Origin of the sequence: Brevibacterium zhoupengii, assembly GCF_021117425.1 — a bacterium.
In the GTDB taxonomy this organism is placed as follows: domain Bacteria; phylum Actinomycetota; class Actinomycetes; order Actinomycetales; family Brevibacteriaceae; genus Brevibacterium; species Brevibacterium zhoupengii.
Genome location: NZ_CP088298.1, coordinates 3,167,339 through 3,181,532, shown reverse-complemented (window position 1 = coordinate 3,181,532; position 14,194 = coordinate 3,167,339). Strand labels below are relative to the sequence as shown.

The following is a 14,194-nucleotide window of genomic DNA, read 5'->3' as shown; positions in this document are numbered from 1 at the left end:
AATCGTTGCAGGCGACCATCACGATATTCGCAGCGAACCGCGAGCATAGGCGGTGGCTTGGAGTTCGATGAGATCGGGGACGAACCGTGACAGCAATGCGGGTGTGTAGTCGGCGCGCAGGCGGATCACGACCGAATGCTGCCCGTCAGCATCGGCGCTGAGCTCCACATTGTGCAGTCCCTGCGGGGTGGGAACAGCATCGATGTAGCGGCTGGCGGCCCGTTTCGCCGCAGGGGGTGAGAACACGAGCCCGGGTTCGCCGCCGGGAGCCGGTTCGAATGAGTCGGAGGCAGCCAGTGCTGCAGAGTCCGCCACGCTCTGCAGCTCGCGGCGAGTCATATGCAGATCCGTCAGCGCCGCGATGAGGAAGGCCAAGAGCAAGGCGATGACGACGAAGCCGATGGCCAATGGGGTGATGGACCCGTCGTCGACGCGGGACCGGTGTCTGCGCGGCATCTCAGTCTCCACCCGCTGTGGCGACGACATCGGTGTGGGAGGCCCGAAGAGTGATGTGCGGGGAGTGTTTGGTGCCGAAGAGGAGCGGGAACCCGGGCAGCGACACCTTCGTCTCGACCCGCGCGGTGATGAGGGATCCTGCTTGTCCACAGGGTCCGGAACATGAGTAGTCAATCGTGATGGGAACCCCGGTGAGTCCGAAATCGGTGAAATGCATGTCGGCGAGCTGGTGGGCTCGGCGTTCGGAGGGGTCGGCATCGCGGGCCGCGATCCGGGAGGCCGAGATCGCGGTCGACGTCGTCGCATAGCTGGCAGCCTGCAGTTGAGAGATGGCGAGCATGAGATAGACGACCGGGATGAGCAGGACGATGGACGCGAAGATGAACTCGATGACGGCCGTGCCCGAATCGGGCCGTTCCTCCGACACCGAATCGGCGCGCTCCTCCGACAGCGAGTCGGGACGCTCCTCGGGCACCGCAAGGTCAGGCTCAGTCACGATCGATGTCCTCAACGATCGACCGTCCGCTCAGATCCCACACCTCGGCGGGGCCCCACAGTCCAAGGACGGGCAGCGGAGTCCGGACACGAACCTCGACGACATCGTCTGGACCGTGCCGGGCTGTGGTGACGGTGATCGACTGGGCATAGCGTTCGCCCACGGACACAGTGATGAGTTCGGAGGCGAGACGTCTCCCGTCGGCATTCGACTGATCGGCGAGGCTGGCTTGGCGGGCACCGGCGATGGCTGAATCGATGACTGTGTTGCGGACGTGGATGACCAGACCGATCTGCAGAGTCCCGGCTAAGACGAGGGCCAGGAGTGACCCGATGAGCGCGAACTCGGCGATCGCAGAACCGGAGTCAGCCCCGGCTTCGCAGTCAACATCGTAGGCCTCAGCGTCCACGTCCACGTCGACACCACACATCCGATGACTCACCCGGCGCCCCGAACCTTATTCATCGCATCCTGGAACATCGAGGTGAAGGCCTCTCCGGCCAATGCCCACAGCGCAACGACCAGCCCAGCCGTCATCAGCGTGATGAGGACCCAACCGGGAACGTCACCGCGGTCCGGTCTCTCCTCTCGGCGCTCGCCTTCGCGATCGGGGGCATCGGTTGAGAGGCCGATGACGAACACGGTGAATCGGTTCATCAGATGGTGGAACATAGTGTCTCCTTCTTCCGGGGTGATCGGTGGCAGGTTGATGATCGGGTGGCAGGTCAGGGGCTCAGATCAAGGACCGTGAGCGAGGGGAAGACGGCGAAGATGACGGTCACCGGGAGCACGAATACGACCACCGGAACCAACATGCCGATCTCCTTCTTTCCCGACAGTTCGAGCAGACGACGGCGCGACTGCTCACGCACATCAGCGGCTTGAGCACGAAGGACTTCGGCCAAGGGCGTGCCGCGCGTCATCGACACGGCCAGCCCGTCGACGAACTGCACGATCTCGGGAATGGCGATCCTGGTGGCCATCGAATCGAGCGCATCGACCAGCGGCGTTCCGGTCCTGGTCGTGGCCAGTGCGCCGCGCAGCTCGTCGACCAAATCGCCTGAACAGGTGCGGCAGACCCGTTCGAGGGCTTCGACGATTCCCTCACCTGCGGTGATCGATAGGGCGAGGAGTTCGGCGATGGTGGGGAATTCTGCCAGGACCCGCGATTCGTGGCGGGCGATGGCCTGGCTCAGGCGCCAGTCGTTGGCGATGTGCCCGGCGATGCCGCCGCTGATGATGAGCACGATCGTGACCACGGGGGAGAAGCCGCGTTGTGCCGAGAGCAGCCCGGCCACACATCCGGCGGCAATCATGCCTGCCAGAATGCTCAGAATCTGATTGATCCGGAAACGCTCCAGAGATGCACCCCCGCCGAGACGGTTGATTCGCAGGTTCAATGTGGCGTCGGTTGTGATCCGGGACGTCACCCACATAGTGGCGCCGAATGTGGCGGTTTTGAGCAGCCCCAGCAGGCCTTCCGTGCGCGGAGTCGGCGGCGCATAGATGTCGACCAGCGACTCCTGATCACGCAGGTACGGAGCGATTCGAGACGACAGAGTCGGGCGGCGCAGCGGCGGCAGGGAGAGGACGAAGACGCAGAGCGCAAACCCGTTGAAGGCCCCGAGGGCAAGGATCGTCAGCGGATCGCTCAACGCGCTCACGCGACTTCACTGCCCTCGACCGGCCGGTGGAACGACGAGGACAGGGACGATCCTTCGATGACGCGCGGTTCCTGAGGGAGCCGGCCGATGCGTTTCATCGCCTGATACGCCAGCAGCGAGACGACGAATCCGGCTGCCAGGAGGAGCAGCCCGGTCTGGGAGTTGTAGGCAACCGCCGTTTCCGGTCGGGTCGAGAGGAAAGCGAGCACCACCCAGGGAGCGGCCACCGCCAGCCGGGCACCGTTGACGGTCCACTGCTGCCGGGCGGAGAGTTCATTGCGGGTGCGGGCATCGTCCCTGACGAACTGAGCAAGTGCGCGCAGCATCGTGCCGAGGTCACTTCCGCCGACCTGCCTGGTCACGCTGAGCGCGACGACGATCCGGTCGGCCACAGGGTCGGCACTGACCTGGCGGAAGCGTTCGAGGGCGATGGCGAAGGAACCGCTGGCTCGGTATTCCTCGGCGAAGACCTCGAACAGAGGACGCAGGGGTTCGGGTCCACGGTGGGCCAGCGAACTCAGGGCTTCGGGCAGTGACAGGCCGGCACGTACTCCGGAATTGAGGTGGTCGAGGGTCTCGGGCCACAGCTCGCGGCGCATCACCTGCTTGCTCCGGGCGCGATGTTGGAGCAGTCTGTGCGGCAGCCAGGAGGCGAATGCCCCGAAACATAAGGCGATGGCCCACGATCCGGTGAGCACGGTGGCGACGACGACAACGACGATGAAGACGGCAAGGGAGATGAGAACCAGGTGGCTGGGGTGCAGTCGTGGGAAGCCGGCCCCGGTGAGCATATCGTCGAGTTCGCGCACCCATCGTCGCTGCACCCGTCTCTTCGAGGGTTTCTGCCACAGTGACATCCACAGGAGGAAGAGACCGGCGCCCAAGCACGCGCCGATGAGAAGACTGTATTGGGAATAGCTCATGCGGCTTCCAGAATGGAATGAAGATCCTTGCCGATGGCGGCGAATCGTTCGCCGAGGTGGCCGAATCCCTGTCCGCGAACCAGCTGTCCCTGCGGTGAATGGAAGATGGTGTCGAGTTCGACGACGTCACCTTCGACGCCGCCGGGGACTGCGCAGATTTCGCTGACGAGGCGGGTGCCGTTCGGGTCACGCCGGAGGTGGACGACGACGTCGATGCTCACCGCCACAGTGGGAACGACGAAGGACGAAGAGATGTTCGCCCCAGCCAAAAGAGGCAGGGTGCAGATCTTCGTGATCGCAGCCCGAGCGGAGTTCGCGTGGATCGTGCCTGCCCCGGGAAGACCTGAATTCAAGGCCACGAGCAGGTCGAGGCTCTCTGCCTCACGCACCTCACCGACGATGATGCGCGTCGGTCGCATGCGCAGAGCTTCCTTGACCAGGGACCGCAGCGTGACCTCGCCCGTGCCTTCCAAGGAGGGCTGGCGACATTGCATGGGAACCCAGTCTCGGCTGGGCAGGTTGAGTTCGAACACCTCTTCGCAGGAGATGATCCGTTCACGAGCCGGAATGGAACCGGCCAGCGCATTGAGCATGGTCGTCTTGCCGGCCTGTGTTGCTCCGGAGACCAAGATGTTCGCGCCGCTGGCGACGGCGGCATCGAGGAAGCGCGCGGCTGGCGGGGTAAGCGACCCCTGGGCGACGAGACCGGCCAGATTGCGCGGACGCTGAATGAACTTGCGGATATTGACCGCAGGATAGGAACGGGTGATGTCGGGCAGGACGACGTGGAGTCGGGAGCCGTCTGGGAGCATCGCATCGACAAATGGCTGAGACAGGTCGACTCGTCGCCCCGAGGTGCGCAGCATTCTCTCGATAAGATCATCGAGTTCGCCAGCGGTGAGTTTCGTCGTCGTCAGCTGATGCAGGCCGTCGATGGCGATGAAGACCTCGCTGGGGGAGTTGACCCAGATCTCCTCGACGCGGGGATCATCGAAATAGTCCTGCAGGGCACCGAAGCCGGAGAGCTGATTGTCGATCGTCCGGAAAGTCGCTTCCTTATCCTCAAGAGGCGGAAGATCCGCGACGAGACTGCGTTCATCGTACTCGGAGATGACGGTGCGAATGACTTCGCGCGAGCGCTGAGTATCGGCACGAGGATCCACATCGAGGTCTCTGATCCTCTTGTGAACTTCGCTCTTGATGACCTCGGTGGCTTCCACGTTGAACCCCTGGACTACAGAATGCGAATCACATTTCCAACAGCTGAATTTGTTTTTAACCTATATGTAGTCGAATCAAGAATCCAGCGATTCTTCAAATCTGTGGATAACTCTGTGCATGAAATGGAAATGCCAATTATGTAGTTTGGGTGGGCACTGAAGGCTCGAGGAAATCGCGACCAACACATTGCGTAGGCTCGCAATCAGGTATAGATTTTCCTCACTGCTGCGGTGATTTCGACGTCGAATCACGCGCACCACAGGCCGCGTCGCCGGCGGGATGACTTGATCTCCCGCCGGCGTCGCTATTTTCATTCCGCGGTGAAATGTCAGTCAGCTGCCGGGTCACCGACACCACGCGCAAGGGCTTCATCGGCCTCGTCGAGGTGGCACGATCGGTCGTGCCACCTCGGCGCCGGTTGACGGTGGGGTTGAAGGGCGAGGATTCAAGCCTGAGGGCCGCGATGTACTAGGCTGGGCTCATTATGGCCCTTGATTATTCTGCTGAAATCGCCAACCTCCGTCAGACCTACAAAGCGATCCTGGATGTGTCCGATCTGGACAACCTTCGCTCCGAGGTCGCCGAAATGACGGAGCAGGCATCGGCGCCGTCCTTCTGGGACGATCCGGACTCCGCGCAGAAGATCTCAGCCACGCTCTCGCACAAGCAGGGAACCCTGGAGAAGCTCGAGAAGTTCGGTGAGCGCATCGACGATGCTGAGCTGCTCATCGAGATGTCCGAGGACGAAGGCGATGAGGATTCGAAGGTCGAAGCCGAACGCGATCTCAAGAAGCTCCACGACCAGCTGGCCGAGCTCGAGATCTCGACCCTGCTCAACCACGAATACGATGAGCGCTCCGCTGTCGTGACCGTGCGCTCCGGCGCCGGCGGCGACGACGCCACCGACTGGGCGCAGATGCTCATCCGCATGTACATCCGCTGGGGCGAGAACCGCGGATACAATGTGCAGCAGCTTGACACCTCCTACGCCGAAGGTGCGGGCATCAAATCCGCAACCATCCAGGTCAACGCCCCCTACGCCTACGGAACACTGTCGGTTGAGGCAGGAACACACCGCCTCGTACGCATCAGCCCCTTCGACAACCAGGGACGTCGCCAGACCTCCTTCGCCGCCGTCGAGGTTGTCCCGCTCATCGAGTCCACCGACCATGTCGAAATTGATGAGAACGATCTGCGCATCGACGTCTACCGGTCCTCGGGCCCCGGTGGTCAGTCCGTGAACACGACCGACTCGGCCGTGCGCATCACGCACGAGCCCACCGGCGTCGTTGTGAGCATGCAGAACGAGAAGTCCCAGATCCAGAACCGCGAAGCCGCGATGCGCGTGCTCCAGTCACGCCTGCTTGACCTCAAACGCAAGGAAGAGGCAGCGCAGAAGAAGGAACTGGCCGGAGACATCAAGGCCAGCTGGGGCGACCAGATGCGTTCCTACGTCACCCACCCGTACCAGATGGTCAAGGACCTGCGCACCGGCTACGAGGTCAACAACCCTTCAAATGTCTTCGACGGTGACCTCGACGGTCTCATCGAAGCCGGCATCCGCTGGCGCAAAGAGCAGGAGATGGCCGAAGAGTCTGAGTGAGCTTCGGCTGCTCGGCCAGGTCACGCACCGCCTCGGCGGCTGTGCATGATTCTGAGGCGCGAGAGGTAGATGTGGGCGTGCGGACAATTCCTCGAAGGAATTGCCCGCACGCCCACACTCATCACCGGAGATGACCATCCTCACCAGCGGCGGTGAACCTCTTCAGCCCAGCCGAAGACGTCTTCGACGGGGTAGGCGCGACCGCTGAGGGACCAGACGGTGCCCGAGAAGTAGCCGAAGGCCTGATCCTCGCGACTGCTGACGATCTTCTTATCGAATTCCGAATGGCGATGGTATTCGGGGGTGAAGAGCAGATCGACTCGTTCGCCCTTGATGGTCCAGGGCGCCATCCAGTTCTCGGTGTCATAGGTCCACTCGAGTTCTTCGCTGATCTTCTCGATCTGGCCGCCTAGGCGCAATGCGTTCTCAGTCGACGGGGTACCTGCGGTCCATTTGGCTCCGAACTGCAGACCGATCTCCTCGCCATTCGTCGTTCCGCTGCCGGAGGCCCAATTCCACAGGGTTTCGTACGGCCACTTGCCGCGCCCGTGGTCCATGGTCGCGGTCGTGGACTTCTCGTCCAGCTGGTAGGTGACTCCGTTGGCCCGAACTCGTCCGCTTGCGGTCAGGCAGTTGTCCTTGCGGGTGTACTGGAACCGCTTTTCGCTCCATGGCACCAGGACGCCCATCGACTGATGATCGGCGGGAATGCTGACCTCTATTTCGGCATTCACCTGGGGTGTGGCGACAGTGAGCAGCATCGTCTGATCACCTGGTGTGATCGCGATATCGATGTCCTTCTTGCCGGAGTGGATCGCCTCGGTACCCCATGGGGCACGTGAGGTCGGGTTGGACCTGAACCAGTCCATGCTGCCGGCCGTCGTCTCTGTCTGCGTCTTCCTATCGAGGAAGAACATCGAGGTGGCGGCCTTGTAGTCGGTATCCGAGATTGAGAACGCGAGAATCATCTCCGGGGAGACGATGCACCAGTAGTCGAATCTCTTCCGTCGGCCCCAGCCCTTGAGGTTGGCCCTGTGCAGCGGGAACCGGCTCCATCCGACGGCTGCCTGGTTGAGTGTGCCGTCACCGAGGCACATGTCGACGGGCTCGTGCAGTTCTTTCTCCATGCGTATCCCTTGCTCTGTTTCAATGGTCGTTCGGTGTGTGGATCAGCTGCGGGCCGTGGTTCAGTCCTTCGCAGTCTTCATCTCCTGGAGCTCCTTGAGGATCTGCGGGTACTGCTTGTCTAGCTTGAAGAAGTAGAGGAGCACAGCCATGAGGACGCTGACGAGAGTCGGGACCCAGATGAAGAGGTTTGAGATCATCGTCACCGATTCGGCAGACTGTGTTGCCTGACCTCCGACGTATCCGCTGGCGGCAAGACCCCATCCGATGAGGGCGCTTCCAAGTCCGGTACCGACCTTGATGCCCATGCTCGCTCCGCTGTAGATGAGCCCTTCGATGCGGATGCCTGTCTTCCATTCGCCGTATTCCATGGTGTCGGCGAGCATGGCGAAGATGACGCCCATGATGGCGGCCTTGCCGATCCCCCGGACGATCTGTCCGATGACGACGAACGCGGTGCTGTCGGGAACGGCGAAGATGATCAGCGAACCCACGACGGCGATCAGACAGCCGACGATCGCCGTATTGCGTTTGCCGAATCGACGAGTGATCGGCACGACGATGAGCATGCCGCCGAGTGTGGCAAGAGTGAGTGCAGTTGCTACGACACCGACCAGTGCGGGGGACCCGAGTACGTACTCGGAATAGTAGATTGCGACTCCGGCAGTGATCGCGTTGTAGATGTACATGAGCAACAGGACCAGGGTCGCGATGAACCAGTATTTGTTGCGCACCAGCGAGATCAGGCTGGCCTTGACGGTCGGCTTGTCCGCATTCTGCTTGGTGCCGACCGGGTCTGTTCTTTCCTTCGTGGACCAGAACGTGAAGAAGTACGTGGCTGCGGCAATGAGTCCGAAGAGGATGAAAGCGTAGATCCACCCGGACTGCCCGCCGCCGAAGAAGTCGACGATCGGCAGAGTGATGTTCGTGATGGCGATGATGGCGACATAGGCGCCGACCATCTTCGCGACGTTGAGCACCGATCGTTGGTGTTGGTCATAGGTCATCAGTGCACCGAGCGTGCCGTGGGGAATCTCCACCGCCGTGTAGACGAGTAGCGCGATGTTGTACGTGATGATGATGTAGACGATCTGAACCGTGGCGCTGGCATCGGGAACTGCGAAGAGCGCTGTGGCGACCACCGCAAACGGCAGTGCCATCCATAGGAGCCAGGGGCGTGCCTTGCCGAAGCGAGTCCGGGTTTTGTCGAGGACGACGCCCATCACGACATCGCTTGCTCCGTCGACGAGGCGGGAGAAGAGGAAAATTGTGCCGATCAGTCCCGCGGCGATGCCGACGATGTCGGTGTAGAAGTACACGAGGAAGGTTGAAATCCCGGTCCAGACGACGTTGTTCGCGCCACCGGCCATTCCATAGCCGAGCTTCTCAACGAAGCCCGGCTTCTCGGGATCGCGCTGTTTGATCGGGCTGGCGGTGTTGTTCAAAGGCATGAGCTTCCTTGGTCATTCCAGGCATCAAAGCTCTTACCTTTGACGCGCTATTCGGCGGGTGTGCCGTTGGCCTTCGACACGAAGTGATTCGCAGTCGTGAATTCAGGCATGTGATTGTGGGCAGATTCGACGAGACTGTGCGCTCTGCGAAGGTGCTCTTCAGAAAGATCTAAACAGATCAGCGAGCGTATTGCAACGTGGAAATAAACAAGCAAATGCATCGGAGACGGGCAGAAGTGCTGTTCGCAGGCGGGTTCTTGCGGTCGTGAAAAACAGAAACGAAAAGTGGCTGGAACTGAGCGGTCCCGGAACCTGACAGAAGCCGGGGCCAGAGGTGACTGTTAGTTGGCGTTGCCTGCAGTTGACTCGCGAATCATCAGGCTATGAGGTGCCACACGACCGATGGGCGCATCTGTCGAACCCATGATGCGCTGATGCACCGCCTCAACGGCGAACCGCGCGATGGCATTCATATCGGGCGCGACCGTCGTCAACGTCGGGGCGGAGAACCCGCCCTCGGGGGTGTTGTCCCAGCCTGTCACGGCCACGTCGCCGGGAACATTCACGTCGGCTTCCCTGAACGCGCGGAGCAGCCCGATTGCCAGAAGATCGTTCGCGCACACCACCGCATCGATCCGAGCGGACTGCCGCAGCAGCAGAATCTGCTGCGCGCGAGCGTAGCCTTCTTCGCGTGAGTAGTCGCTTTCTGCGCCTGCTTCTGCACCGGCTTCTCTGCCGACCTCTGCGCCAGCGGATATGCCGGAGGAAGTGGCAGGAGTCGCTTGCGGGGCGGCGCCGATGATGAGAGCTGGGTCTTCGTCGATGTCTGCGTCGGCAAGAGCGCGGCGGTAGCCTTCGAGGCGGAGATCGCCGGTGCCGAGCGTGCCTTCGGTGAGATAGCCGAGGAACGCGATTCTGCGATGGCCAAGGGAAATGAGATGCGCTGTCGCTTCACGTGTCGACTCGACATTGTCGGCCGTGACATGGTCGATCCGGGGATCCAGGGTATGCTCGCCGAGCAGCACGAGCGGTGTGCTGTCACGGGCGGCCAGGATTGAGTCGACGGGCAAGGTCAAGGGACTGAAGATGATGCCGTCGGCTTGGCTGCTTTGGTAGCCGCGAGCGACTTGCTCTTCCTTTTCCGGCAGGCCGCGAGTCTCGTCGATCAGCACGGTGTATTCATAGGCCTTGGCTGCCTCGACGACGGCATGCGCCAAGCTGGCAAAGTAGGGGTGATCGATGTAGGGGATGGCCAGAGTGATGAGATTGCTGCGTCCGCTGCGCAGCTGCCGGGCCGCCATCTGGGGTTTGTAGCCCAGTTCGGCAATCGCATTCTCAACTTTGGCCTTCGTCTCCGGCCTCAGGTATCGATGTCCGTGGATGACGTTGGAAACGGTCCGCCATGACACTCCAGCCAAGGCGGCGACGTCCTTGATACTCGGGCGGGGCTTGCCTCGCTTAGTCCCGGCCTCGTCTGTCATATAACCACTTCTCCGTGTCTGTTCCTCAAGCCATCATATTTCCACACAACTCAGGCAGGCGGAAAACAAAGGGTAGTCGAACGGCTGGTCGACCCAGCGCCCGATCGACGCAGTGCCCGATCGAGGCACCGCCTCGGCGGCTGTGAACTTCCTCCAATGCGCAACACACGCCCTTAAGCCTCCCCGAACATGACGGAGCTGTTACGTACAGTGGAAGCGGCCGAGCCATCCGCGACATGATTGAAGAACCTCTTGATCAAATTCGACTCAGTTTCGAAGTCCTACGACGCACGCTCCCGCCGAGCACTCGACGACATTTCGTTCGAGGCCGAGCGTGGAGAATTCGTGTTCCTCGTCGGCGCTTCGGGCTCGGGTAAGTCCACGGTCATCCGCCTCATTCTGCGCGAAGAGGTCCCCAGTAACGGACGAATCCACATCGCCGGAAAATCGGTCGTCAAGATGCCCAGTTGGAAGGTGCCCTACCTGCGGCGGGGGATCGGCACCGTGTTCCAGGACTTCCGCCTGCTGCCGAACAAGACCGTCTTCGCCAACGTCGCCTTCGCCCTCCAGGTCATCGGCAAGTCCCGGGCCGCCATGTCGACCCTGGTCCCCGATGTGCTCGAGACTGTGGGACTGGCCGGCAAGGAGAAGCGCTACCCCAACGAACTCTCCGGTGGCGAACAGCAGCGCGTGGCCATCGCCCGCGCCGTCGTCAACAAGCCAGGCATCCTGCTCGCCGATGAGCCCACAGGCAACCTCGACCCGACCACCAGTGCGGACATCATGTCGGTGCTCGAGAAGATCAACCGCAACGGAACCACAGTGCTCATGGCTACTCACGACGGGGAGATCGTCAACCGGATGCGCAAACGAGTCATCGAACTCTCCGAGGGAACAATCGTCCGCGATGTCGAAGAGGGCACGTACGGAGTCGCCTCATGAGGGCCGGATTCATCCTCTCCGAGGTCTGGTCGGGGTTGCGCAAGAACGTCTCCATGGTCCTGTCCGTGGTGCTCGTGACCTTTGTGTCCCTGCTCTTCGTCGGCGCCGCGATCCTGCTGCAGATGCAGGTCGGTCAGATGAAGGACTACTGGTACGACCGCGTCCAGGTCTCTGTCTTCCTGTGCCCACCGGACTCCGAGGCCACCAACTGCGTCGAGGGCGAAGCCACCGATACGCAGAAGAAGAACATCGAAGATCAGCTCGAAAGCTCTGAGCTTGCCCCCTATGTCGACGAGGTCTACTTCGAGGACAAGGGCGAGGCATTCGAGCACTTCCAAGACCAGTTCAAGGGCACCAGTCTCGAAGGCACAGTTCCCGAAGACGAGATGAACGAGTCCTTCAGGGTCAAACTCAAGGACGCCGAGAAGTACGACATCATCAAGGAATCGTTCTCCTCGACCCAGGGCGTCGAAGAAGTCGTTGACCAGAACCAGCTCCTTGACCGGCTGTTCGGCGTCCTCAACATCGCCACCGTCGTCGCTGTCGCGATCGCCGGGATCATGCTGCTGTGCGCCATGCTGCTCATCGCCACGACCATCCGACTCTCCGCGTTCTCCAGGCGGCGTGAGACGGGAATCATGCGGTTGGTGGGTGCCTCGAACACCTTCATCCAACTCCCGTTCCTGCTCGAAGGCGTCATCGCCTCGGCGATCGGAGCCACCTTGTCCGCCGGCGCGCTGGGCCTCCTCGTCCACTTCGGCGTCAGCGGGTGGTTGGAAGGCCAGGCGACCGGCTTCAGCCTGATCTCGGGAGTCAACGTCCTCATCGTGGCACCGATCCTCATCGCCATCGGTGTGATCATGGCCGGCGCATCGTCCCTGATCACCTTGAATAAGTACACGAAGGTCTGAGATGAAGCGCAGACTCGGTTTAGTTCTCACAGCAGCAGTGCTGGCCATCATCATGCCCGTCACCTCGGCGGGGGCGAACCCTCGCGATGACAAGAGCAAGGTCGATGAGCGGGTCAAGGAGCTCCAGCAGGAGTTCGAGGGACTTGACGAGGAACTGGCTCGAGTCATCGCCGAACGCGATGCGGCCGAGGAGAAGCTGCCCGACGCAGAAGCCGCGTCGAAGAAGGCCGATGATGCTCTGGCCGAGGCCATCGAGAACGATGATGCCATGGCCGCTCGCCTCACCTCGGCGCAGAATGCCCAGAAGGATCTCAAGACCTCGATCAAGGACGGCGCGGAGGAGATCGACAAGCACAAGACCTCGGCCGCACGGATTGGGCGTCAGGCCTACCAGAACTCGGGCATCACCTCCGACCTGGCGATGCTGCTGCAGATGGCCGAGGGCACTAGCGCCGATGGCGGAATCGGGCGGGTGGACTCCGCAGTGCGATCACAGCAGCGCACGATCGACAACCTCTCCGAGCAGCGAGCGGTGAACAAGAACAACGAAGAGCGCCTCTCCGGTGTCACCGATGAGATCTCGGACCTCAAGGATGAAGCCGCCGAGGCGGTGCTGGCCAAGGAGGCCGCACAGGTCGACGCGAAGAAGAAGTCCGACAGCCTCAATGACATCATCTCGGCGAAGGACGATGCGGAGAAGACGATCTCCGACAACAAGGCTGAGACCGAAGAACAGCTGCAGAAGGAACAGGACGAGCAGGATCGTCTGGCGAAGAAGGTCCGTGACTGGGAGAAGGAGCAGGAGAAGAAGGGCAAGTTCGTCTACGGCGACGGCGAACTGGCCAACCCTGCTAAGGGCTATCCCACCACTTCACCATTCGGGTACCGCATCCACCCGATCACCGGGGCCAAGAAGCTTCACTCGGGCACCGACTTCGGCGTTCCCTGCGGCACCCCGATCCGTGCCGCAGGCGATGGCATCGTCGTGATCTCCGGTTGGACCGGCGGGTATGGCAACCGCGTCGTGATCTCCCACGGAAAGATCAAGGGCGACTCGATCGCCTCGACGTACAACCACAACACGGACCTGAAGGTCCATGATGGGCAGAAGGTGAAGAAGGGGCAGGTCATCTCTGATTCGGGCACTACTGGTGCCTCCACCGGCTGCCACCTGCACTTCGAGATCATGAAGAACGGCGGCTACGTCGACCCGATGCCCTACATCTCCTGACGATGGTCATCGTCCTTCGGGACCTGACCTCGCCGAGGTGGCTCCCGGTTGAATGTGATTGTGGCCTTTCGTGCGCGATATCATTGAGCTAGAGTAGTTGGTCTGCGTGTCCACGCGATTGAACAGTCTTCTGAGGCTGACAATCGGGGTCGGACACACTGAACCGAGACACAGGAAGGAGGCCGGACATGCCGAAGGAAACTGGCAAGAAAGTCATTGCGAGGAACCGCAAGGCACGCCACGACTATCTCATCGAAGATACGTGGGAGGCCGGTCTCGTGCTGAGCGGAACCGAAGTGAAGTCGCTGCGAGAGGGCAGGGCGTCACTGACAGACGGTTTCGCGTTGATCTTCCAGAACGAAGCGTGGCTCGAGGGCGTCTACATTCCCGAATACGCACAGGGGACGTGGACGAACCACACCGCTCGTCGCCGGCGGAAGCTGCTGCTGCACCGTGACGAAATTCTGAGGCTTTCGCAGAAGGTCAAGGAATCGGGACGCACACTCATTCCACTGGAACTGTACTTCGACGGATCGCGCGTCAAGGTCGAGATCGCTCTGGCCAAGGGCAAGCGCGAATGGGACAAGCGCCAGGCGCTGCGTGAGGCGCAGGACAAGCGTGAGGCTGAGCGCGCCATCAAGTCCAAGCAGTTCCTCTGAACTGACGCGGCTGTCACCGTCGGCCAACCGG

Annotated in this window: 16 protein-coding genes; 6 read left to right on the top strand and 10 right to left on the bottom strand. The window is 61.5% G+C overall.

All coding sequences use genetic code 11. The features are described from left to right. Positions 1-18: 18 nt before the first annotated feature. The 7 genes from LQ788_RS14520 to LQ788_RS14490 are packed head-to-tail and all read right to left on the bottom strand — an operon-like array spanning position 19 to position 4,759. The gene (locus tag LQ788_RS14520) at positions 19-456 is read right to left on the bottom strand and encodes a pilus assembly protein TadG-related protein (RefSeq protein ID WP_069600652.1); all 438 of its coding nucleotides are present in this window, start codon (positions 454-456) and stop codon (positions 19-21) included. A gap of 1 nt (position 457) precedes the next feature. Further along, positions 458-952 carry a hypothetical protein gene (locus tag LQ788_RS14515; protein ID WP_231442124.1) on the bottom strand — a complete coding sequence of 165 codons (495 nt, stop codon included), beginning with the start codon at positions 950-952 and terminating at the stop codon, positions 458-460. After that, a complete protein-coding gene (locus LQ788_RS14510) occupies positions 945-1,367 on the bottom strand; it encodes a TadE family protein (RefSeq protein ID WP_231442122.1) in 423 nt (140 codons plus the stop codon). The genes LQ788_RS14515 and LQ788_RS14510 overlap by 8 nt, the downstream gene beginning before the upstream one ends. 23 nt (positions 1,368-1,390) lie before the next feature. Continuing rightward, a complete protein-coding gene (locus LQ788_RS14505) occupies positions 1,391-1,624 on the bottom strand; it encodes a hypothetical protein (RefSeq protein WP_231442120.1) in 234 nt (77 codons plus the stop codon). A gap of 53 nt (positions 1,625-1,677) precedes the next feature. Then, the gene (locus tag LQ788_RS14500) at positions 1,678-2,616 is read right to left on the bottom strand and encodes a type II secretion system F family protein (RefSeq protein ID WP_231442118.1); all 939 of its coding nucleotides are present in this window, start codon (positions 2,614-2,616) and stop codon (positions 1,678-1,680) included. Next, positions 2,613-3,539, bottom strand: coding sequence for a type II secretion system F family protein (locus LQ788_RS14495; protein WP_231442116.1), 927 nt, complete (start codon positions 3,537-3,539; stop codon positions 2,613-2,615). Before LQ788_RS14495 ends, LQ788_RS14500 begins: the two co-directional genes overlap by 4 nt. Next, entirely contained in the window at positions 3,536-4,759 is a 1,224-nt protein-coding gene (locus LQ788_RS14490) for a CpaF family protein (RefSeq protein WP_231442114.1), read from the bottom strand. Before LQ788_RS14490 ends, LQ788_RS14495 begins: the two co-directional genes overlap by 4 nt. A 326-nt stretch (positions 4,760-5,085) precedes the next feature. Between LQ788_RS14490 and LQ788_RS14485 the strand changes: the two genes are divergently transcribed. Together LQ788_RS14485 and prfB are read left to right on the top strand one after the other, a co-directional pair. Next, a complete protein-coding gene (locus tag LQ788_RS14485) occupies positions 5,086-5,232 on the top strand; it encodes a hypothetical protein (RefSeq protein ID WP_231442112.1) in 147 nt (48 codons plus the stop codon). Positions 5,233-5,244: 12 nt separating this feature from the next. Continuing rightward, positions 5,245-6,363, top strand: coding sequence for a peptide chain release factor 2 (prfB, locus tag LQ788_RS14480; protein WP_069600633.1), 1,119 nt, complete (start codon positions 5,245-5,247; stop codon positions 6,361-6,363). 140 nt (positions 6,364-6,503) lie between these two features. Here the strand turns inward: prfB and LQ788_RS14475 are convergent, their stop codons facing one another. The 3 genes from LQ788_RS14475 to LQ788_RS14465 all read right to left on the bottom strand — a co-directional run bounded on the left by LQ788_RS14475 (position 6,504) and on the right by LQ788_RS14465 (position 10,420). Next, positions 6,504-7,490, bottom strand: a complete 987-nt coding sequence (locus LQ788_RS14475; protein WP_231442110.1) for a DUF2804 domain-containing protein — start codon at positions 7,488-7,490, stop codon at positions 6,504-6,506. Between the two features lie 60 nt (positions 7,491-7,550). Next, the gene (locus LQ788_RS14470; RefSeq protein WP_231442108.1) at positions 7,551-8,939 is read right to left on the bottom strand and encodes an MFS transporter; all 1,389 of its coding nucleotides are present in this window, start codon (positions 8,937-8,939) and stop codon (positions 7,551-7,553) included. A gap of 341 nt (positions 8,940-9,280) precedes the next feature. Then, complete coding sequence (locus LQ788_RS14465) at positions 9,281-10,420, bottom strand: LacI family DNA-binding transcriptional regulator (RefSeq protein ID WP_231442106.1); 1,140 nt, start codon at positions 10,418-10,420, stop codon at positions 9,281-9,283. A gap of 252 nt (positions 10,421-10,672) precedes the next feature. Between LQ788_RS14465 and ftsE the strand changes: the two genes are divergently transcribed. From ftsE to smpB, 4 genes are all read left to right on the top strand, one after another. Continuing rightward, complete coding sequence (ftsE, locus tag LQ788_RS14460) at positions 10,673-11,362, top strand: cell division ATP-binding protein FtsE (RefSeq protein WP_231442104.1); 690 nt, start codon at positions 10,673-10,675, stop codon at positions 11,360-11,362. Continuing rightward, a complete protein-coding gene (ftsX, locus tag LQ788_RS14455) occupies positions 11,359-12,273 on the top strand; it encodes a permease-like cell division protein FtsX (RefSeq protein WP_009881953.1) in 915 nt (304 codons plus the stop codon). Before ftsE ends, ftsX begins: the two co-directional genes overlap by 4 nt. Position 12,274: 1 nt before the next feature. Continuing rightward, positions 12,275-13,504, top strand: coding sequence for a M23 family metallopeptidase (locus LQ788_RS14450; RefSeq protein ID WP_231442102.1), 1,230 nt, complete (start codon positions 12,275-12,277; stop codon positions 13,502-13,504). Between the two features lie 188 nt (positions 13,505-13,692). Next, positions 13,693-14,163, top strand: coding sequence for an SsrA-binding protein SmpB (gene smpB, locus LQ788_RS14445; RefSeq protein WP_009881955.1), 471 nt, complete (start codon positions 13,693-13,695; stop codon positions 14,161-14,163). The last annotated feature ends 31 nt before the right edge of the window (positions 14,164-14,194 follow it).